Source organism: Sphaerospermopsis sp. LEGE 00249 (assembly GCF_014299995.1).
GTDB lineage: Bacteria > Cyanobacteriota > Cyanobacteriia > Cyanobacteriales > Nostocaceae > Sphaerospermopsis > Sphaerospermopsis kisseleviana.
Window position 1 is genome coordinate 34,047 of sequence record NZ_JACJUZ010000001.1, and the last position, 20,807, is coordinate 54,853.

Sequence of the window (20,807 nt, forward strand, 5' to 3'; positions counted from 1 at the left end):
ATCGACTAAAGATGACAGGTGTGAAGGAAAAATCAGTAATTGTAGTTGGTGCTGGAAACTGGGGTAAAAACCTAATACGTAATTTTCACTGTTTGGGAGCTTTGTATGGTGTAGCGGAAACTGACCCTCAACTGAGAGAAGCAGTGGCTAAAAATTACCATGATATTCAAATATATACTGATTTTTCAGATGCTTTAAAAACAGATGTATCAGCAATTGTTCTAGCCACTCCAGCACCCACCCATTATCAACTGGCTATGTCAGCTTTAATTGCTGGTAAAGATGTGTTTGTAGAAAAGCCAATGACTCTACAAACGAATGAGGCAAGAAAATTAAGTGAATATGCAGATCAACAAGGTAGAGTGTTGATGGTTGGACATCTGTTATTGTATCAACCTGCGATCGCTTGGATGCGAGATTATTTAGCCACTGGTAAAGCTGGTCAAGTTAGGCACGTAGCTACCCAAAGGTTAAAGTTAGGTAAAGTACGTAGAGAAGAAAATGTTTGGTGGTCTTTTGCACCCCATGATGTATCCGTAGTTTTAGACTTATTGGGTAACCCTAAATTAAAACAAGTTAAAGCGCAAGGTAGGGCTATTCTACAACCAAAGATAGCTGATTTTGTCCAAGTTGATTTGAGTTTTCAAACAGGGCAGTCTGCCCAAATTACTTGTTCTTGGTATTGGCCTTTAATTGAGCGTAGTACAGTAGTAATTGCTGAAAAGCAAATGATCGTTTATGAAGAGGTACAACAAACTGTTACTATTCACAACAAACATATTGATCCCAACTTACAACATTACGACGAAGGAACGGAAATAGTTGAAGTAGCTGCTTCAGAACCATTAAAACTGGAATGTCAGCACTTTTTAGATTGTCTAAAAAGTAGGCAAAAACCTCGTTCTGATGGTGCAAATGGGGTAGCAGTTATAGAGATTTTAGAAGAGGCTGAAAAACACTTACATGAGTAACTACTTTGTACATGAATCTAGCTATGTTGATGAAGGTGCAGAAATTGGTCAAGGCACAAAAATTTGGCACTTTTGTCATATTTTCGGTAAAGCGAAAATAGGAGAAAACTGTGTATTTGGACAAAATGTTTTAGTGGCTAATAACGTTGTTATTGGTAACAACTGCAAAATTCAAAACAACGTCTCTTTATATGAAGGAGTGATATTAGAAGACTACGTTTTTTGTGGACCGAGTATGGTATTTACCAATGTGAAAACACCCCGTTGCGAGTTTCTCCGTAATACAAGTAATGATTATCACAGAACATTAGTCAAACGTGGTGCAAGCATTGGTGCAAATGCTACTATTGTTTGTGGAGTAACCTTACATGAATGTGCTTTTGTTGCTGCTGGAGCAGTAGTAACAAAAGATGTCCCACCTTATGCTATGGTAGCAGGAGTACCGGCAAAAATAATTGGTTGGATGAGTGCTTACGGTGATGTGTTAGAGTTTGATACTGATGGGTATGCCATTGATTCCACAGGTAGTAAATATCAACAAATATCAGATACAGAAGTAATTAGAATCTCATGAGCCAAAATAAAATTCCTGTTCTTGATTTAAACCCACAATATGAATCTTTGAAAACGGAGATTCAAGCCGCTATTAATCGTGTTCTCGAATCTGGTCAGTTTATTATGGGATCAGATGTAAAATTATTTGAGCAGGAAGTATCTGAATATTTAGGAGTTAAACACGCGATCGCTGTCAATTCTGGTACAGATGCTCTAGTAATTGGGTTAAGGGCTTTGGGTATTAGTGTAGGTGATGAAGTAATTACTACACCGTTCTCTTTTTTTGCCACCGCAGAATCAATCAGTAATGTTGGTGCTACCCCCGTATTTGTAGATATTGACCCCGAAACTTTTAATATTGATCCAGAAAAAATACAAGAAAAAATTACACCTCAAACCAAAGCCATTATGCCAGTTCATCTTTATGGCAACCCGGCAGCAATGCTAGAAATTATGGAAATTGCCCAAAAACATAATTTAAAAGTCATTGAAGATTGCGCTCAGTCTTTCGGTGCTAAATACTACAGCCAGAATAATACTAACGGTAAACATACTGGTACTATTGGTGATGTGGGAGCTTATTCATTTTTCCCATCTAAAAACTTAGGTGCTTATGGAGATGGTGGTTTAATTGTAACTGATAATGACCAAATTGCTGATCTGTCGAGAATGCTCAGAGTACACGGATCTAAGAAAAAATATCACAACGAAGTTTTAGGTTATAATTCTCGGTTGGATACTTTGCAAGCTGCTATTTTACGAGTTAAATTACCTCACATTGATCAGTGGAATGAAGGTAGACGTAGGGTAGCTAAAATTTATAATCAGCTATTGGGCGATGTTCATGGTATAGTAACTCCGGAGATGACTAACGGTCATGTATTTCATCAATATACCATCCGAGTTTTAGATGGTAAGCGTGATGCAGTGCAGAATTACTTAACTCAACAGGGTATTGGTTCAATGATTTATTATCCAGTTCCTCAAGATCAGTTACCAGTTTATCAGGGTAAATATCCAGTTAATTCTGTTAGTGATCTATTAGCTACTCAGGTTTTAAGTTTACCAATTTGGACGGAGTTAGAGGAAAAGGACATAGAGCATATTGTTCAATTTTTACAACAATTTGCTTAAGAGGATGTTTTAAAAGTCGTATCCCGTAATTTCCATCACATTTTTACCCTCTTAGTCCTCCCTTATAAACTATCCATTACCCATATCTTTCTTAACATTCATGAAAGCGATCGCTTGCAACCCTTAACACTCAAAGGCTACGGTGTACACACAAGTCTTAAAATTCACCCTAAACCCTCTAAAATATTTTCGTATTTTTAGAACTCATTAAGTAATGAATATTCGCAAAATTCGCCCCAATTTTCTCAAAAAACTACTTATATCTTTTAAGTTACTTTATTGTGGACTGATTGCTCCTCCATTTGAAACAATCTGGAAATATCGTTCTATGTTGTATCAAACTAGTATACATGAAGTTAAAACCCGTCATGCAGGATCAGTATTAGGACTGTTTTGGTTAGTAATTTATCCTTTACTATTTTTAGGAAGTTATGCCATTGTTTATATATTTATTTTTAAAATTCGTTTTCCTGAACTAAGTTCAAAAGAATATGTAACTTTGATATTTTGTGGGTTGATTCCTTTTTTGGGATTTTCAGAAGGCTTATCCTTAGGAGTATCTTCAATCGTGAGTAGTTCTAATCTGATTAAAAATACTCTTTTTCCTATTGATCTAGTGCCTGTTAAAGCTGTATTAGTAGGTCAAGCAACCCAATGTGTAGGTATGGCTTTACTCCTAATTGTATTAGCTTTTTTAGGAAAAATTACTATCTATACTCCATTAGTTTTCCTGGTGTGGATATTGCAACTTTTATTTTCTATAGGTTTAATATGGATACTATCAAGTTTAAATGTTTATTTAAGAGATATACAAAATATCATTCCTATTTTAACATTAATCTTAATGATGTTAAGTCCCATAGCTTATACAGAACAAATGATTCCTGAAAATTTTAAATTATTTTTGTCTATTAATCCTCTTTATTATTTGATTATTTCATACCAATCACTTTTTATGTTTGGTCATTTGCCTAATTTAAAAATTATTATACCTTTAGCAATTTTTTCTCCTATGTTGTTTATGATAGGATTTTGGTTTTTTTCAAAGATGAAAAAATTATTTACAGATAACTTATAATTATCATTAAAATCTTTAAATACTAATAAAGTGATATGTAAACGCAAATAATTAATTGAAAACTTGCAAAGTTAATAAAATATGAATAATACATCTTTTAATGATATTTCTGCTATAGAAATTAACAACGTTGGTAAAATGTATGAGCTTTTCTCAAATCCCCTACATAAAGTATTAAATGTTTTTGGGCTAGATAAAATCTTGTTTTTTGAAAATAGAAATAAACAAATATTTTGGGCTTTGAGATCCATTAATTTAAACATCACAAAAGGGTCGAAAGTAGGTATTATTGGTAGTAATGGTGCTGGTAAAAGTACATTATTAAAAATAATTATAGGTAATGTAGAGCCAACTGAAGGAACAGTAAATATAAAAGGAAGAATACAAGCCCTCATGGAGTTAGGAACAGGTTTTCACCCAGAGTTCACTGGACGACAGAATATTCGCGCATCTTTAGCTTATCAAGGAATTAATCAAGAGAAAATTTTTGTATTAGAACAAGATATAATTCAATTTTCGGAATTAGAAAACTTTATTGATCAGCCAGTTAAAACTTATTCTGCTGGAATGTATGCACGATTGGCATTTTCTACAGCAACAGCGATTGATCCAGATATCTTAATTATTGATGAAATTTTAGGGGTTGGTGATGCCTATTTTATCAATAGGTGTACCGAACGAATGAAAAAACTTACTGAATCTGGAACAACACTTCTACTGGTATCTCATTCAATGGGACAAGTTTTGCAATTTTGTGATCGGGCTATTTGGATTGATCGAGGTAGAATTGTTAAAGATGATTCTAGCATGGAAGTAGTAAAAGCTTACGAGAGATATAATAGAGTAATAGAAAATAGAAGATTGGTGGCTAAAAATATTAAAGCCTCAAGCTCTCAGTACAAAAACCACGAACTAGAATCTTATTCTGATTCTTTCCTGATCCGCTTGGTATGTAAAGATAATCAATATCCATTTAAAGTAAAATCTATACGTCTTTGGCAAAATGGTGAATTATTTGATGAAATTTTGGTAGGTGAACCCCAAGATGCTAATTATACAGGTCACTCATCTTACATAATGATGGATTCTCAATCTTGGTCTAATCCTCAACAGGAAGAGCAAGTTAATTTTCGATCTCTTGTAGCCAATGATTCCTACAAAGAAGTTTATGGGGCAGCAATTTTTCACCTCTACCTTTATGAACCTGAAACTAACTATGAATTAGAATTATGTTATACCTATAAAGGTTTAAGTACAGCTTTATTAGAAGTATTCAATGGTCAAGAATATTTCCAAATTGCTGAAATAATTCCCAGCCTACAAGATTGGAATACTTTGTCAGTTAAGATTCCTGTTTTACGTGAGGCAGCAGAAATAGAGAAACTTAAAAATTCATGGCCTGGTACGGGTGAACTACGCATTAGTAAAGTTTCTTTGTTATCTGATGATAAAGAATTAGCAGTATTTTCTGTGGGACAGTGCCTAAATATTAATATCACTGTAGAAAGTCAATATGATGGGCAGTACCCAATTACGTTTTGTGTGGTAATATTTAGAAGTGATGGTATACGTGTTTCTTGTCATCTTAGTGAAGAGAAAATATTTCCGATGTTAGCTCATCAAAAGATAGATGCTTGTTTATCATTTCCTAGTCTGAAATTAGGAGATGGCACCTATTGTTTATCTTTAGCAATTTATAAAACTCTTGATCGTCAAGCGGTAGGAGTGAGTGAATATTATGATTTGATTGCTTGGAGTTATGAATTTAAAGTGATTGGTAATGATCCTATAGATTCAAGCATTTTCCACCATCCTGCAAATTGGATAATTTAATTATGTCTAACACTATCAGCTTTCGCCAAAAAATTGAATTTTATTGCGTCAACTGTGATTGTAGTTCACCTCTGGAGGTAGCTAGTACAAAATTTTCTGACTATACTTATCAGTGTAGTTGCTGCCAAAAAGTCTATCGGGAAGTTGACGGAATACCTTGTTTTTTATCTAGTAAAGACGAAACTTCAGAGATTTTTCAAAAATACTTTGATAATTATTCTAAAATTGCTTCTGATGATATTGTTGAGGATATTATGCCTGTAACTTATAAAAATATTCAGGCAGATAAATTGATTAAATATTGTGGAGCAAAAATTCAGCAGAATATTTTAGATATTGGTTCTGGTAAAGGTTTCTTTTTAAAGCGCATATCTCATAACCAAAAACTGGGAATAGATATATCATTAGAGTATTTAAAAGTTTTGCGTAACCAGGGAGTTGAATGTGCATTAGTTAATGCAGAAAGCCTGCCTTTTAAAAAATGTTTTGATGTGATTGTTCTGAATGATATTCTAGAACACGTATTTAATCCAGAAAAAGTTTTACAACAAGTCTTCAAAGCGTTGAAAGATGAAGGTATAGCAGTTATTCGAGTTCCTTATAAAGAAGACATAAGTATCTACTTACCTGAAAATGGTTGTAAATATGAATTTGTTCATTTAAGAACTTTCGATAAAAGTAATTTAACACAGTTAGTCCAAAATTCAGGATTAAAACTCAACAAGATTCATTATGATGGCTTTGCTTGGAGTAGATTACGTAGAAATATTAATAATCCATTAGTGAGATGGGCAATCAAAAAGATTGATGAATATGTCAACAGAGAAATTTATATCAAAGGTAGAAATATTATTGATATAGATGCTGGTTTCAATCAACTTCCTAATTATTTAGGTTGTATTTTTTTTGAACCTATTGAATGTGTAGCAATCGCCCAGAAAACCAAGTAGAATTACAATAGTGGAGAACAACAAAATTTTACATAGGACAAGAAAGATAATGGAAAAAAATATTAATCAGCAAAATGCTAATTTTTGGAATGAGCTTTGTGGAACAGGTTTAGCTAAGTCTCTTAGTATAACAGAAATTACCCCTGATAGTCTTGCTCGTTTTGATGAAGCATATTTGAATATTTATCCTTATTTAAGCGAATATATAAATAACGAAAACATCAAAGGTAAAAAAGTCCTAGAAATAGGATTAGGATACGGAACGCTAGGAAAATTACTAGCATCTTGTAATTGTGATTACTTTGGCTTAGACATAGCTGAAAATCCTGTGGAAATAATGCGTTATAGGCTATCTTTAATGGATAAAAATCCAGATCACGTAAAAGTTGGTTCTGCTCTTAATATTCCTTATGAAAATGAAACTTTTCACTATGTCTATTCTATCGGTTGTTTACATCATACAGGTGATTTAGCTAAAAGCATCCAAGAAGTTCATCGAGTTTTGTTACCTGGTGGTAAAGCTATTATTATGCTTTATAATAAAAACTCATTTCGTCAAATGATATATATTCCACTTGCTCGTTTAAAATCTATGTTATCTCTTTCAAAAGCAGACAAAACTTATCGTAATTTTTCAGAATTTGTTCGTTCTTTATATGATCTTAACTCTCAGGGTCAAGCAGCACCTCATACTGATTATGTCTCAAAAAAGCAAGTTTATCAAATATTTAAGAATTTTTCTGAGATTGGAATAGATGTTCAGAATTTTGACACCTACGTTTTAGGTAAAGGAAAAATAATTATTTATCGAGAAAAATTATTGGACAATCTTGCTAGAATCATGGGATTAGACTTATATATTATAGCCAGAAAATGATTATCAAATATTTACTTCAATATTGTTGAAAATGACAATATGATAATTATAAGTTATTTACTTAACAGATCATAACAGATCGTAAAAGCACAAAGTTGATATTTCACATTAGTTAACCAGGTTATATTGTCGATGAATTACCAAGAAAAGAACAAATTAAATATTCTAGTTTTATATGATAAAAACTCTATTTTTACTAACACGGTCAAAGAGTATTTAGAAAGTTTTTCTTTATTCTCTTTCCATCACATATACTATGCTCATGGTACACATACTGCTACACTTAAATGGGACTTGAAGTTATTTGATGTCATTGTTATTCATTATTCAGTACGTTTATGTTATGATATTCTATCACCAGATTATGTAAGCACGATTAGTAAGTTTGATGGATTGAAAATACTTTTTATTCAAGATGAATATGATTATACTGAAACAGCTAGAATGTGGATTGAGCATTTAGGTATTAATGCTGTTTTTAGTTGTGTTCCTCAAGAGTACTTGAATTTAGTCTATCCATCATCTCGATTTATTAATACAGAATTCAAGACAATAATAACAGGTTATGTTCCTATTCATCTAGAAAATAGAATGCATTTTAAACCTCTGTCAGATCGAAATATTACCATTGGATATAGAGGTAGGGAATTAGCTTACTGGTATGGTAATCTAGCTAGAGAGAAATTATTGATTGCACAAAAAATGCGTCAAATTTGTGAAGCAAGAGGTATAAAACATAATATTGAATGGGAAGAGAAAAAACGTATTTATGGAGAACAATGGTATGAATTTATGGAAAATTGTCGAGCTACATTAGGAACAGAAAGTGGATCAAATGTGTTTGATGATTATGGAAATATTCGTAAAAAGATTCAGATTGCCCTGAAAACTAAGGAATCAATAACTTATGAAGAAATTCATAGAAAATATATAGCAGAACATGATGGAAAAATCATCATGAATCAAATTTCACCTCGTGTTTTTGAAGCTATTGCTTTAAAAACAGCTTTGATTCTGTTTGAAGGAAATTATTCTGGAGTTATTCAACCAGACATTCACTATCTATCCCTCAAAAAAGACTTTAGTAATATAGATGATGTTATTAGTAAATTAAATGATGATATCTACATAACGGAAATAACAAATAGAGCATACAAAGATATTATTAAATCTGGTAAGTATAGTTATAGAAAATTTATAAATGAATTTGATAAATTTGTATCAGAAAAAGTTACCACCACCTCAGGAGTCTCATCTTTTATAATTCATGAAATTAAAAATATTCCAGAAGATGAAATTCAATATTCAGTGAGTGAAATTATAGAAATATTAATCAGAATAAGTAAAGAAAAGCTCAAAATAAAGATCAAAACGCACTTTCCAAAAATATGGAGTCGAGTCAAGAAAATTAAGGATTGGGGATTGTCAAAATTATAGTTCTGCATTGTATTTTTGTGATAATATAGATTGATGTTTAAATAGATAACTTATGTGTGGTATTGGCGGAATTATTAGTCTGGCTGGTGAACAGCTACCTAACTTGAAGTATAATCTGGAAGTAACTTCTAAACTACAGCATCATCGTGGTCCTGATGGTCAGGGAATATGGCAACATCCGAGACAAATTGTCGGCTTTGCTCATCGCCGCTTAAGTATTATTGACCTTGAAGCCGGTAAACAACCGATGACTGACAATTTGGGTAATTGGGTAACATATAATGGTGAAATTTATAACTATATTGAATTACGCCAAGAATTAGGGGAACAAAATTTCGTCACCCATTCTGACACAGAAGTTATTTTACAAGCTTATAGAAAATGGGGAACAGATTGTGTTAATCATTTTCGAGGAATGTTCGCTTTTGCTCTATGGGATGAAGCTAATCAAAGATTATTTTGTGCCAGAGATAGATTTGGTATTAAACCATTTTATTATACTATTGTTAATAATATTTTTTATTTTGCTAGTGAAGTCAAAGCTATTTTACCCTTTATAGATAGCATAGAAACCGATATAGAAGGTTTCCAAGATTATCTGACTTTTCAGTTTTGTTTAGCTGGAAAAACTCTGTTTAAAGATATTAATGAATTACAAGCTGGACATGATTTAACTATTCAAAATAGTTCTCTGAAAATCAAACGCTATTGGGAAGTTTACTATAAGTTAGATTTTAATCATACCGAACAATATTTTCATGAAAAAATTCAATATCTAATTAGAGAATCAGCTAATATTCATTTACGCAGTGATGTTCCTGTTGGTGCTTATGTTAGTGGGGGTTTAGATTCTAGTATTGTTGCTTCTATTGCTTCCGAAAAAAAACCTGATGAGTTGGTTGGTTTTATCGGCAAATTTTCGATAAGTTCTGATTACGATGAAAGTCCTTATGCCCGTGAAGTAGCTAATTGGCGAGGTTTTCAACTATATGAAGCTGATATTAATGTTAATGATTTTATTCATAATATTCAAAAAGTTATTTATCATTTAGATTATCCCACTGCTGGTCCGGGTTCTTTTGCTCAGTATATGGTGTCACAACTTGCTAGTAAATATCGTAAAGTTGTACTAGGAGGACAAGGAGGGGATGAAATTTTTGGCGGTTATACTCGTTATTTAATCGCTTATTTTGAACAGTGTATTAAAGGAGCAATTGAGGGGACAATGCACTCAGGTAATTTTATTGTCACCTATGAATCAATTATTCCTAATTTAGTTGCACTTAAGAATTACAAACCTCTCCTCAAAAAATTCTGGAGTCAAGGATTATTTGAAGACCTAGATAAAAGATATTTTGAGTTAATTAATCGTAGAGATGGTTTCAATGATGAGATTAATTGGGGTGAATTAAATGATTACTCGCCTTACGAAACTTTCCGAAGTATTTTTAAGGGAAAAAATGTCCAGAAAGAATCTTATTTTGATAGTATGACGCATTTTGACTTTAAAACCTTACTTCCAGCTTTACTACAAGTAGAAGATCGAGTTAGTATGGCGCATGGATTAGAATCTCGTGTTCCTTTCCTTGATCATCCTTTAGTTGAATTAGCAGCAACAATTCCCTCTAATATTAAGTTTAAAGATGGTACAATGAAACAGGTTTTGAAAAATGCTATGTCGTCAGTTTTACCTCCTACTATCCTGGAAAGACAAAATAAAATGGGGTTTCCTGTGCCTTTATCAGAATGGATCAAAGGTGAAGCAAAAGAGTTCATTTATGATATATTATCTTCTAGTAACGCTTTAAATCGCCAACTGATTAATAATCAAAAGGTTTTAAGGCAACTAGAAAATGAACCTAAATTCGGTCGTAAAATTTGGGGCTTACTATCCCTAGAATTATGGCAACAAACTTTTCATGATCAACAAAGTACCTATCAAAAGTTAATTCAAGTGTGAGGTTTATTCAAAGTGAAGATCTTAATTACAGGTGGTGCGGGGTTTATTGGCTCTCATTTAGCTGATCGTTTATTAGCAAAAGGCGATCAAGTTCTAGTCATAGATAACTATTCTACAGGAAGAAGAGATAACTTAAAATCTGATACTAATCTCACAGTGGTTGAAGGTACGATCGCTGATCAGGAATTAGTTAATAAAGTATTTGATGATTTTCAACCCGAACAGGTTGTTCATGCAGCAGCTTCTTACAAAGATCCTAATAACTGGTTAGAAGATAGTTTAACTAATGTGTTAGGAACAGCCAACATTACCCAGGCATCCCAAAGGTTAAATGTCCAAAAGTTAATTTATTTTCAAACAGCCCTTTGTTATGGGTTAAAACCTTTAGAACAACCTATCACTTTGAATCATCCGATTTTATCAGGTGGTAGTAGTTATGCTATTAGTAAAACTGCTGGAGAACAATATATTCAACTCAGCGGTTTAGATTACATTTCTTTTCGGTTAGCTAATGCTTATGGTCCACGTAATTTAAGCGGACCATTACCTACTTTTTATCATCGGTTAACTAATGATAAACCCTGTTTTGTGATGGATACAAGACGAGATTTTATCTATATTCAAGATCTGGTTGATGTGGTTATCAAAGCTTTAGATGGTCAAGGAAATGCTGGGGCTTATCATATTTCTTCTGGGTCTGATTATTCCATTAAAGAACTTTTTGATGCTACAGTTAAAGCATTAGATATTAACCTAAAAGAAGAAGTAGAAGTTCGTCCTCGTAATGTGGATGATGCTTATACAATTTTGTTAGATCCATCGCAAACAAATCAAGATTTCAATTGGCAAATTACTACTCCTTTAGAAACAGGAGTTAAGGCAGCAATTGAATGGTATAAGGAATATGGAATAACTCAAACTTATACTCATTTGAAACTTGGTGAAGAAAAGAAATAAGAATGTAAAATTGAGTTAATTTGTAGGAACATATCTATGTTCCTACAAGACTCTTAAGTAAATAGACAGTCTGTTATTGTTCACATTTTATCTTTAAAGTCCCATGCAAGAATTTACAAATCAAAAAATATTAGTCGTTGGTGGTGCTGGTTTTGTTGGTAGTAACTTAGTTAAAACCTTATTACTGTCAGAGCCTCAAGAAATTATTGTTGTTGATAATTTATTATCAGCAGAAAAGGAAAATTTACCCAAGGATTCAAGAGTTATATTTATAGAGGGTTCAATTACTGATAATAACATTTTAGCTCAACTAAATTCTGATTTAGATTATGTATTCCATTTAGCTACTTATCATGGTAATCAAAGTTCTATTCATGATCCCTTAGCTGATCACGAAAATAATACGTTGACAACCTTAAAGTTATATGAAGCAATAAAGGATTTGATTAATATCAAGAAAGTCGTGTATTCTTCTGCTGGTTGTACTGTTGCTGAAAAAACTTTTGAACAAGCAGAAGCAACTACAGAAGATGCGCCTGTATCATTATACTTAGATAGTCCATATCAAATCTCTAAAATCATTGGAGAATTTTACTCCAATTACTATTTCAAACGTCATAATTTACCTGTTGTTAAGGCTCGTTTTCAAAACGTCTATGGACCAGGAGAAGTTTTAGGGGCTGGACAATGGCGGGGAACACCAGCTACAGTATGGCGCAATGTCATACCTACATTTATATATCGCGCTCTTAGACAAATGCCTTTAACTGTAGAAAATGGTGGAATTGCTACACGAGATTTTATATATGTGGATGATATTGTCCAGGGATTAATATTATGTGCAACAAAAGGAATTGCAGGAGAAACTTATAACTTAGCTAGCGGAGTAGAAACTTCTATTTTAGAACTCGCAAATTTAATTAATGAACTAACATCTAATCCTACACCACTAGATTTTCGTCCTAAACGAGAATGGGATAATTCAGGAAAACGCTTTGGTAGTAGTGAAAAATCTCGAACTCAATTAGGTTTTGAATCTGAAATTGATTTACCCAAAGGATTAATAAATACTATCAACTGGACAAAAAATAATTTCAGCTTTATTGAAAAATGTATCCAAAAGCATCATAATTATATGAATTAATGAAGCATTGAAGACTATACAAACTAAATGAATCTGATGTCAAGAAATCCCCAAAGAATACTAATTTTATATTGGTATCCTGGTCTTAGTAAGATGCGTGCGGCTGTTGAACACCATTTAAAAGCATTAAAATATTCTGGCTTGAGACATGATGTCATTTATTATAATGCCTTGCTTGGTGTTCCTTCTTGGTTAATCTATTTAGATATTGATGTGCTGATTTTGCATAATACTTTTTTGTGCTTACGCCATTCTCGTTTATTTGAGGTTTGGAAATCCCGAATGAAATGGATTAAAAATCTAAATTGTTTGAAAATGGCTATTCCTCAAGATGAATATGATTATGCAGAAATATTAGATGATTGGCTGTATGAGTGGAATATTTCAGTAATTTTTACTAATTTTGATCATGATCAACAAAAAATTCTCTATCCAAAAATGTCTAATAAGGCTGTATTCTATCAGTGCTTGACAGGATATATAGATGATACACTTGCTGAACAGTATGCCCATAAATTAATACCAGTTAAAGATAGAAAATATGATATTGTTTACCGTGCAAGTCATTTACCTTATAAATTTGGTAAACATGGTCAACTTAAACATGAAATCGCAAAAATTGTATATGATAGTGCAGAGAGATTGGGATTAAATTCCAATATATCAACTTTAGATAAAGATACTATATTAGGGGATAAATGGTTTGATTTTTTAGCTTCTGGAAAAACAGTTATAGGTTGTGAAAGTGGTTCAAGTGCATTAGATAGATGTGGTGAAATAAAAAGAAAAATTGACGCTATCCTCCAGCATAATAAGACTATTTCTTTCCAGGAAATTACTGATTTTCTTCCTAGCGATTGGGATAATTATCAATTTTTTGCGATCAGTCCCCGGCATTTTGAGGCAATAATCACTAAAACTTGTCAGATTCTAGTAGAGGGGAATTATAATAATGTTTTAGAACCTAACCGACATTATATTCCTATAAAAAAAGATTTTTCAAATCTTGATGAAGTCATTAGCAAAATAAAAGATGATGAATATTTAACTGAAATCACTGAATTAGCTTATAATGAAATTTACTTGAGTGGACAATATAGTTATAAAACTTTTTCTCTATTAATTGACAATGCTATTTTTAGTCATCAAGTAAAACAGATTAATAAAAGAAATGTTCATAATATGTACTTATTAAAGATATATTTGTTTCTAATAAGAATGAATAATTTATTAGAAAGATTTATTTATTTTATAACAATCGAGTTAATAAAAAAAGGTTACAACTACATCAGAAATTAAGCAATATTTAAAATAACCAATGTGTGGCATTACAGGCATTTGGAATCAAAATCTTCAACCCATCAATAGGGATATCCTCAAATCCTTTACTGATATCATCTCTCATCGCGGACCAGACGATAGCGGTTTTTACTTTGCCGATGATGTTGGCTTGGGTTTAGGCCATCGTCGTCTTGCCATTTTAGACTTATCTGTAGCTGGACATCAACCAATGGCTAGTAAAGATAGAAAAATCTGGTTAGTATTTAATGGTGAAATTTATAATTACCTAGAACTAGCAGCAGAATTAACAAATCATGGTTTCTCTTTTCAAAGTCACTGTGATACAGAAATCATTATTGCAGCTTACCAAACTTGGGGTTTTGATTGTTTAAATCGGTTTAATGGAATGTTTGCTTTTTTGCTGTGGGATGACAGGAAAAAATTACTTTGGGCAGTACGCGATCGCTTTGGTATTAAACCTTTATATATATATCAAAAACCGAATCAATTAATTGCCTTTGCTTCCGAAATTAAACAATTTACCACCCTACCCCAATGGCAAGCAGAAATCAACCCCCAAACAGCATACGATTTTCTTGCCTATGGAATATTTGATCATACCCAACAAACATTATTTCAATCAGTTTGGCAACTAAGGGGAGGGGAATATCTCACACTTTGTTTAGATAAAAATGATGATTATTTTGGGAAAATACAAGTAAAATCTTGGTATCAATTGCCAAATCAATCATTAGGATTAACTCTTGATCAAGCTACAAATACAGTGCAAAACCTATTAAATGATTCTGTAAAACTGCGATTACAAGCAGACGTTACCATTGGTTCATGTCTTTCCGGTGGACTAGACTCTTCCTCTATAGTTTGTTTAGCTGATCAAATTCGCAGAAAGCAAAATACATCCTATCCTTTCCAAACTTTTTCCTCTTGTTTTGATATTCCTCAATGCGATGAACGTCCCTATATTAATTCAGTTGTAGAAAGTAGAAATATTCAACCCCATTACATATTTCCTGACCCATTTGAATTATTCAATTTACTTGATAAAATTACCTGGCATCAAGATGAACCATTTTGTTCTACTAGTATATTTGCCCAATGGTGTCTTTTTCAGGAGGCTAAAAAATCAGGGGTTACAGTCATGTTAGATGGACAAGGATCAGATGAATATTTTGCAGGTTATCATGGATTTTATGGGGCTTTATTTAAATATCTGTTACAGAAAAAGCAGTTAATAAATTTATCAAAAGAAGTCCTATTTTCTTATCGTTATCAAGGTTCTACTAAGTTTCTCAAAAGTGTAGAATCGATTTTACCTCAAACCATCCGTCAAGTAATTAGACAAATTTTAGGCTATCCATCAGCAACCAACTTTCCCTTTTGGATTAATTCAGATAAAATGCGATCGCTAGACATTAACCCCCAAGATCCTTTTAAAATATTAGATAAAACAAATACACCCATTCAAAATTTATCTGCTTTACAACTCGCAAATACTAGCTTACCAATGCTATTACATTGGGAAGATCGCAACTCAATGGCGCATTCAATTGAAGCAAGAGTACCTTTTTTAGACTATCGTATAGTAGAATTTGTCTATGGATTAGATGACAGTCTGAAAATTAAAAATGGTGAAACCAAAACTGTATTGAGATCCGCCATGACAGGCATAATTCCTGATTCTGTCAGAAACAGAAAAGACAAAATGGGTTTTGTTACCCCCGAATATCATTGGATGCGCGAAACATTGTATAATACCTTCGAGTCAGAACTTCAAGAAGCTATTAGCACCCTTGAACTTTGGTTACATCCCCAATTAATTAACCAAATATTTGTAGATATAATTGCAGGTAAACGGTTATTTAATCCTATTATTTGGCGGGTAATTAACTTTAGCCGTTGGGTAAAAGTTTTTAAGGTTAAAGTTCTCTAAATTCATTCAAATACCATATCATAATTTATGAAAATTCTTATTATTTCCACACTCAACTTATCTCATTCTAATGGTGGTACAGTACATTTTACATCTATTTATCAAGAATTTCGCCGTGCTGGACATATTTTAGATGCCATTATTCCTAGCACCAATAACCAAGCAATTGATCAGCAAATAACTGCCAAATATTTTGATAAAGTCACTTTCTCTAGTAATAAATTAAGTAAATTATTACCCATCAGTAAAACTAGTATTAATAGCTTATTACAAATATTTACAGTATTACAGCAAAATCCTAATGATTATGATTGGGTATATTTGCGAAGTAATTTATTATCATTCTTTGTATTATTAGCTTTAAAATTGAGAGGATTTAAAAAAATTGTCAGCGAACATAATGGTTGGTTTGTTGATGAACTTACCATGATGGGAGTTTCTAATTGGCAACAAATTATTATTAAGTATCTACAGATTAGAGATGCTAAATTAGCAACATTAGTAAGAACAGTAGTTCCTAATATTAAACAAAAACTGATAGAAAATGGCATAGATACTCAAAAAATATTTGTCGCTGGTAATGGCACAGATATTAACTTATTTCAGCCTAAAAACCGACAAGAAATACTTAATAAACTCAACTTAAATCCAGAATGTTTTTACTTAGGATTTATTGGTGATCTTGAACCTTGGCAAGGTGTAGAAGTTGCCATTAATGCCATGTCTAAAATTTATGATAAATATCCAGAAACTTGTTTATTATTAATAGGAGGAGGAAGACAACTTAACTATTTGAAAGAAACATATGGTCATTTAGAATATATTAAATTCATGGGAGCAGTTCCCTATCAAGAATCTAACGATTATATTAACTGTTTTGATATAGCCTTATTGCCAAAACAAGGTTTAGATGAGATTGGTTATTCTCCAATTAAACTTTACGCTTATGCTGCTGCTGGTAGAGCAATATTAGCTTCAGATATTAGAGGAATTAAAGAATTAGAACCGAGTAAGTTTTTAGTATTACATCAACCCGGTAATTCTCAAGATTTAGCCGCAAAAGCAATAGAAATGATATCCAACCGAGAAAAATTATCTCAGATGGGTATTATAGCACGTGAATATGCCGAAAAACATTTTTCATGGCAATTAGTCACAGACAAAATTATTCAAGCAATTGAGAATTATGATTTGCAGAAGCAATTAAGCAATGAATCAAAGTAATTTACAGATAGTTTTTTAGGAATTATTAGTTACTTTTAACCACTTATCTGTATAGTAAGTAGAGGAATTTCTCACTATACACAGCAAAAATATAGTTAGGGGGCGTATATGTTAAGAAATATTACACCAGGTACTGCAAGTAGACTGACAATTGTTGATCATCATGAAACCTATGGGAGACATATTTTACAAAGACATATTCAAAAAATAGATATATTAAAATGCCTAGACTTAGGATGTGGTGATGGAGAAGATTTGTTAATCGTTAAACAGCATCATACAAACGCACAATGTATTGGTATAGATTATGGGAGTTGGAATTTTGAAAAATTAATACAAATGGGAATTAATCCTATCTCAGTGAATATAGAGAATCAATCACTTCCTTTTAATGATGAATCCATAGATTTTATTATAGCTAACCAAGTTTTAGAGCATACTAAGGAAATATTTTGGATCAATCACGAAATTTTTAGAACTCTACGAATTGGTGGTTATTTATATTTGGGTGTGCCAAATGTACTATCATTTCATAATCGTCTTCTGGGATTATTTGGAGTTCATCCGACCTCTGCAAAATTAATTTCTGCTCATGTAAGAGTATTTTCTAAAAATGATACAATTAGTTTTTACAAAAATATTGCTGGTAGGTTTACACATATAGAAAAATTCTCAGGTTCCCAATTTTATCCTTTTCCTAAAAAAATCGCTCGTTCCTTATCAAATGTATTACCTTCATTGGCATTCTCGATTTTCTTCCTCATCAGAAAAACTGAAGATTATAAAGCGGAGTTTATTGATTGGTTAATAAAAACACCTCTTGAGACTAACTTTTTCACAGGAGAAAACAATAATTCATCTTTTTAGAAATCAGAAATCACACAACTAAGCTGTTGTGTCTTTAACTTGAATAATTAGTACAAGCAAGATGCTTGTGCTACTGCAACTTGAAATTTAAAGGAGTCATATTGAATATGAAAATTGCTACTATTCTCGGTGCAAGACCACAATTTATTAAAGCATCTGTTGTCAGTGACGCTTTCAAAAATGCTGGAATTAATGAAATAATTATTCATACAGGACAGCATTTTGATCCAAAAATGTCTGATGTCTTTTTTCAAGACTTAGAACTACCTACACCACAATATCATTTGAATATTCATAGCCTTCAACATGGGGCAATGACAGGAAGAATGATGGAAAAAATCGAAGAACTATTAATTTCAGAAAAACCAGATTATGTATGTGTTTATGGTGATACAAATTCCACCATAGCAGGAGCATTAGTAGCAGCAAAATTACATATTCCCATTGCCCATATAGAGGCAGGATTAAGAAGTTATAACCGTCAAATGCCAGAAGAAATTAATCGTATTGTGACAGATCATCTATCTCAATTATTATTTGCCCCCACACCTTTAGCGGTTAATTGCTTACAACAAGAAGGTATTAATCAAGGTGTACACTTGGTTGGAGATGTGATGATGGATTCTGTTTTAAAATATCAGGAAAAAGCCCAAAAAACCTCTGATATTTTAAGTAGATATAACTTGCAAGAAGGAAAATTTTACCTAGCAACAATTCATCGTCCCAGCAATACGGATGACTTTGTACGGTTGCATGCTATTCTGGAGAGTTTTATCAATTTAGATTATCCAGTAGTTTTTCCTGTACATCCGCGTACACTCAGTTGTATTGAAAAAATGAGCTTGAATAATTACTTAAATCACCCTTCTATTCAAGCAATTCCTCCTGTGAGTTATTTGGATATGTTAGTTTTACAAACTGCTTCTAAAGGGGTAGTTACTGATTCAGGTGGTATTCAAAAAGAAGCATATATTTTACAACGTCCTTGTTATACTTTGCGAAATGAAACTGAATGGAAAGAAACTGTAGAATCAGGATGGAATCAACTGGTAACACCAGAAGAAGTAACACAAGCAATATCTAATTTTATTCAACCACTAGAATGGAAATCTCTTTATGGTAATGGTGATGCTGCTTTAGAAATAGCTAATACTTTTTTGACTATTTTTTGATTCAATCTGTTGACTAACCATTTATTTACGAATCAATTTTCCCAACTTTAGAAATTATAGCTCCATGATCTGAATAGCAACTCAAGCAATTTCTGAATTAAACAACTTTACATCCAGATACACGACTTCTTGAAAAGATCGGGTATTTATCCACATATAATTTTATGTTAAATACCCTAAACTAAAAATCAAATATCTCATGAATCTTTTACTTCTTTAACATCCATTGATTGATTATTCTCAGCTATCCTCGACTTAATTAACTCTATATCTAAACTCAACTCAGAAGCGATCGCCTCCACACTTAAACCCAAACGTAACAACAAAGGTATCATCTCTAACTTACCTTCTAACTTACCTTCTAACTTACCTTCTAACTTACCTTCTAACTTACCTTCCGCTTTACCCTCTTCCTTCACATCTTGAAAATACCGTGTTTGCTTCAATTCATCTAGTCCAAACATAGCTTCTAACTCCTGACTACTTAAATAGGGAAACTTGTACACCAGTATCTTATCTACCAATTCTAAAACCTTTTCCTGGATCATTGGTTCTGCTAAAGATACCCGTACTTGTTCTTTCAGTTGAACTACTTTATCCCTGATTTGTTCTTGTTGTGCTAAGCTGTTGTGCATTTAATTTATATAAGGTTAACAGGCAAGATGCCTGTTCCACAAGACTTAAGAATATTAAGATTATACAGTTTAGCTGCATAACAGCTTACTATCAATTCTAGCATTCCTAAACCAACAGAATCACCAGTTTTTTCCCCTAACTCATCTAAGTATATCCGTGACATTCTTCCCGGATGAAATAACTCTTGATACTGAATCGGTTCTGCTGTATCAGTGCTACGATTGGGAAATATCGCCACTGCACACCAATTTTGTTGAGGACGATACAACTTCAAATACAGAAATATCTCCCCAAACAAGTCCCAGTAAAAATTATCACGTTGCTGAAATTGCACCTCTACAAAATAAATCAGTTTATCTTCATCAACAGGTGGGAGAAATAAACCATCAAAACGAAATGATAACTCCTTAATCTCCACTGAATCAAACTTATAACCACTGGCATTTGCTGGAGATTCTCCTAATAATTCAAATAGAACAGTGGGTAAAGTTTGAAATATTTGATAAAAAATTGAGTCTGTTTTCATTAATGGCAAATAGTTTTCGCCTAAACATCAATATCATTAAAATATCATAAATTCTATAGCGTTTCCGACAAGGGAAAAAAGACGTAATTATCAAAAATTGACAAAAAAATCCCCAAAAAAGCCATGATAACAGGGTAGAAAGATTCATAACCAAAAAGGAAATAGCAATAGAAGTTAAAGAAGTATGAGGCAATTTAGTCATGACTCTACCCAGGCTAAATGCACCTTGTTCCTTTTTTCTTACCCTGAAACTC

The 20,807-nt window shown here is 32.5% G+C and carries 18 protein-coding genes and 1 pseudogene; 16 read left to right on the forward strand and 3 right to left on the reverse strand.

The window, feature by feature from the left end:
* Window positions 1-11: 11 nt before the first annotated feature.
* From H5968_RS00155 to wecB, 16 genes are all read left to right on the forward strand, one after another.
* Window positions 12-971 (forward strand): Gfo/Idh/MocA family protein, encoded by a 960-nt coding sequence (locus H5968_RS00155; protein WP_187038309.1) that lies wholly within the window; start codon window positions 12-14, stop codon window positions 969-971.
* The gene (locus tag H5968_RS00160) at window positions 964-1,545 is read left to right on the forward strand and encodes an acyltransferase (protein WP_187038310.1); all 582 of its coding nucleotides are present in this window, start codon (window positions 964-966) and stop codon (window positions 1,543-1,545) included. Before H5968_RS00155 ends, H5968_RS00160 begins: the two co-directional genes overlap by 8 nt.
* Window positions 1,542-2,660, forward strand: coding sequence for a DegT/DnrJ/EryC1/StrS aminotransferase family protein (locus H5968_RS00165; protein WP_187038311.1), 1,119 nt, complete (start codon window positions 1,542-1,544; stop codon window positions 2,658-2,660). The genes H5968_RS00160 and H5968_RS00165 overlap by 4 nt, the downstream gene beginning before the upstream one ends.
* Before the next feature lie 214 nt (window positions 2,661-2,874).
* On the forward strand, window positions 2,875-3,738 hold the full coding sequence (locus H5968_RS00170; protein ID WP_187038312.1) for an ABC transporter permease: 864 nt from the start codon (window positions 2,875-2,877) through the stop codon (window positions 3,736-3,738).
* Window positions 3,739-3,819: 81 nt separating this feature from the next.
* The gene (locus tag H5968_RS00175) at window positions 3,820-5,571 is read left to right on the forward strand and encodes an ABC transporter ATP-binding protein (protein ID WP_187038313.1); all 1,752 of its coding nucleotides are present in this window, start codon (window positions 3,820-3,822) and stop codon (window positions 5,569-5,571) included.
* On the forward strand, window positions 5,559-6,521 hold the full coding sequence (locus tag H5968_RS00180; RefSeq protein ID WP_187038314.1) for a bifunctional 2-polyprenyl-6-hydroxyphenol methylase/3-demethylubiquinol 3-O-methyltransferase UbiG: 963 nt from the start codon (window positions 5,559-5,561) through the stop codon (window positions 6,519-6,521). Before H5968_RS00175 ends, H5968_RS00180 begins: the two co-directional genes overlap by 13 nt.
* 49 nt (window positions 6,522-6,570) lie before the next feature.
* Complete coding sequence (locus tag H5968_RS00185; RefSeq protein WP_187038315.1) at window positions 6,571-7,398, forward strand: class I SAM-dependent methyltransferase; 828 nt, start codon at window positions 6,571-6,573, stop codon at window positions 7,396-7,398.
* Between the two features lie 132 nt (window positions 7,399-7,530).
* Window positions 7,531-8,835, forward strand: coding sequence for a hypothetical protein (locus tag H5968_RS00190; protein ID WP_187038316.1), 1,305 nt, complete (start codon window positions 7,531-7,533; stop codon window positions 8,833-8,835).
* Between the two features lie 52 nt (window positions 8,836-8,887).
* Window positions 8,888-10,795 (forward strand): asparagine synthase (glutamine-hydrolyzing), encoded by a 1,908-nt coding sequence (asnB, locus tag H5968_RS00195; protein WP_187038317.1) that lies wholly within the window; start codon window positions 8,888-8,890, stop codon window positions 10,793-10,795.
* Between the two features lie 12 nt (window positions 10,796-10,807).
* On the forward strand, window positions 10,808-11,752 hold the full coding sequence (locus tag H5968_RS00200) for an NAD-dependent epimerase/dehydratase family protein (RefSeq protein ID WP_187038318.1): 945 nt from the start codon (window positions 10,808-10,810) through the stop codon (window positions 11,750-11,752).
* 103 nt (window positions 11,753-11,855) lie between these two features.
* On the forward strand, window positions 11,856-12,896 hold the full coding sequence (locus H5968_RS00205; RefSeq protein ID WP_187038319.1) for an NAD-dependent epimerase/dehydratase family protein: 1,041 nt from the start codon (window positions 11,856-11,858) through the stop codon (window positions 12,894-12,896).
* Between the two features lie 36 nt (window positions 12,897-12,932).
* Window positions 12,933-14,195, forward strand: coding sequence for a hypothetical protein (locus tag H5968_RS00210; protein WP_222620505.1), 1,263 nt, complete (start codon window positions 12,933-12,935; stop codon window positions 14,193-14,195).
* Between the two features lie 19 nt (window positions 14,196-14,214).
* Entirely contained in the window at window positions 14,215-16,128 is a 1,914-nt protein-coding gene (asnB, locus tag H5968_RS00215; RefSeq protein WP_187038321.1) for an asparagine synthase (glutamine-hydrolyzing), read from the forward strand.
* 27 nt (window positions 16,129-16,155) lie between these two features.
* A complete protein-coding gene (locus H5968_RS00220; RefSeq protein ID WP_187038322.1) occupies window positions 16,156-17,352 on the forward strand; it encodes a glycosyltransferase in 1,197 nt (398 codons plus the stop codon).
* 108 nt (window positions 17,353-17,460) lie between these two features.
* Entirely contained in the window at window positions 17,461-18,219 is a 759-nt protein-coding gene (locus H5968_RS00225) for a bifunctional 2-polyprenyl-6-hydroxyphenol methylase/3-demethylubiquinol 3-O-methyltransferase UbiG (RefSeq protein ID WP_222620506.1), read from the forward strand.
* A 107-nt stretch (window positions 18,220-18,326) separates the two neighbouring features.
* Window positions 18,327-19,391, forward strand: a complete 1,065-nt coding sequence (gene wecB, locus H5968_RS00230; protein ID WP_187038323.1) for a non-hydrolyzing UDP-N-acetylglucosamine 2-epimerase — start codon at window positions 18,327-18,329, stop codon at window positions 19,389-19,391.
* 197 nt (window positions 19,392-19,588) lie between these two features.
* Here the strand turns inward: wecB and H5968_RS25000 are convergent, their stop codons facing one another.
* The 3 genes and pseudogenes from H5968_RS25000 to H5968_RS25980 form a co-directional block, all read right to left on the reverse strand.
* Window positions 19,589-20,026, reverse strand: a complete 438-nt coding sequence (locus H5968_RS25000) for a DUF2887 domain-containing protein (RefSeq protein ID WP_222620507.1) — start codon at window positions 20,024-20,026, stop codon at window positions 19,589-19,591.
* A gap of 5 nt (window positions 20,027-20,031) precedes the next feature.
* Entirely contained in the window at window positions 20,032-20,553 is a 522-nt protein-coding gene (locus H5968_RS25005) for a DUF2887 domain-containing protein (protein WP_222620508.1), read from the reverse strand.
* Window positions 20,495-20,782, reverse strand: a pseudogene (locus H5968_RS25980) (hypothetical protein); the annotation flags it as partial. The gene H5968_RS25005 and the pseudogene H5968_RS25980, both read right to left, overlap by 59 nt.
* Window positions 20,783-20,807 lie beyond the last annotated feature (25 nt).

Bases quoted from the DNA above. Each gene is read 5' to 3' on its own strand.
- H5968_RS00155 (WP_187038309.1), top strand. From the start codon at position 12: ATGACAGGTGTGAAGGAAAAATCAGTAATTGTAGTTGGTGCTGGAAAC.
- H5968_RS00160 (WP_187038310.1), top strand. From the start codon at position 964: ATGAGTAACTACTTTGTACATGAATCTAGCTATGTTGATGAAGGTGCA.
- H5968_RS00165 (WP_187038311.1), top strand. From the start codon at position 1,542: ATGAGCCAAAATAAAATTCCTGTTCTTGATTTAAACCCACAATATGAA.
- H5968_RS00170 (WP_187038312.1), top strand. From the start codon at position 2,875: ATGAATATTCGCAAAATTCGCCCCAATTTTCTCAAAAAACTACTTATA.
- H5968_RS00175 (WP_187038313.1), top strand. From the start codon at position 3,820: ATGAATAATACATCTTTTAATGATATTTCTGCTATAGAAATTAACAAC.
- H5968_RS00185 (WP_187038315.1), top strand. From the start codon at position 6,571: ATGGAAAAAAATATTAATCAGCAAAATGCTAATTTTTGGAATGAGCTT.
- H5968_RS00190 (WP_187038316.1), top strand. From the start codon at position 7,531: ATGAATTACCAAGAAAAGAACAAATTAAATATTCTAGTTTTATATGAT.
- asnB (WP_187038317.1), top strand. From the start codon at position 8,888: ATGTGTGGTATTGGCGGAATTATTAGTCTGGCTGGTGAACAGCTACCT.
- H5968_RS00205 (WP_187038319.1), top strand. From the start codon at position 11,856: ATGCAAGAATTTACAAATCAAAAAATATTAGTCGTTGGTGGTGCTGGT.
- H5968_RS00210 (WP_222620505.1), top strand. From the start codon at position 12,933: ATGTCAAGAAATCCCCAAAGAATACTAATTTTATATTGGTATCCTGGT.
- asnB (WP_187038321.1), top strand. From the start codon at position 14,215: ATGTGTGGCATTACAGGCATTTGGAATCAAAATCTTCAACCCATCAAT.
- H5968_RS00220 (WP_187038322.1), top strand. From the start codon at position 16,156: ATGAAAATTCTTATTATTTCCACACTCAACTTATCTCATTCTAATGGT.
- H5968_RS00225 (WP_222620506.1), top strand. From the start codon at position 17,461: ATGTTAAGAAATATTACACCAGGTACTGCAAGTAGACTGACAATTGTT.
- wecB (WP_187038323.1), top strand. From the start codon at position 18,327: ATGAAAATTGCTACTATTCTCGGTGCAAGACCACAATTTATTAAAGCA.
- H5968_RS25000 (WP_222620507.1), bottom strand. From the start codon at position 20,026: ATGCACAACAGCTTAGCACAACAAGAACAAATCAGGGATAAAGTAGTT.
- H5968_RS25005 (WP_222620508.1), bottom strand. From the start codon at position 20,553: ATGAAAACAGACTCAATTTTTTATCAAATATTTCAAACTTTACCCACT.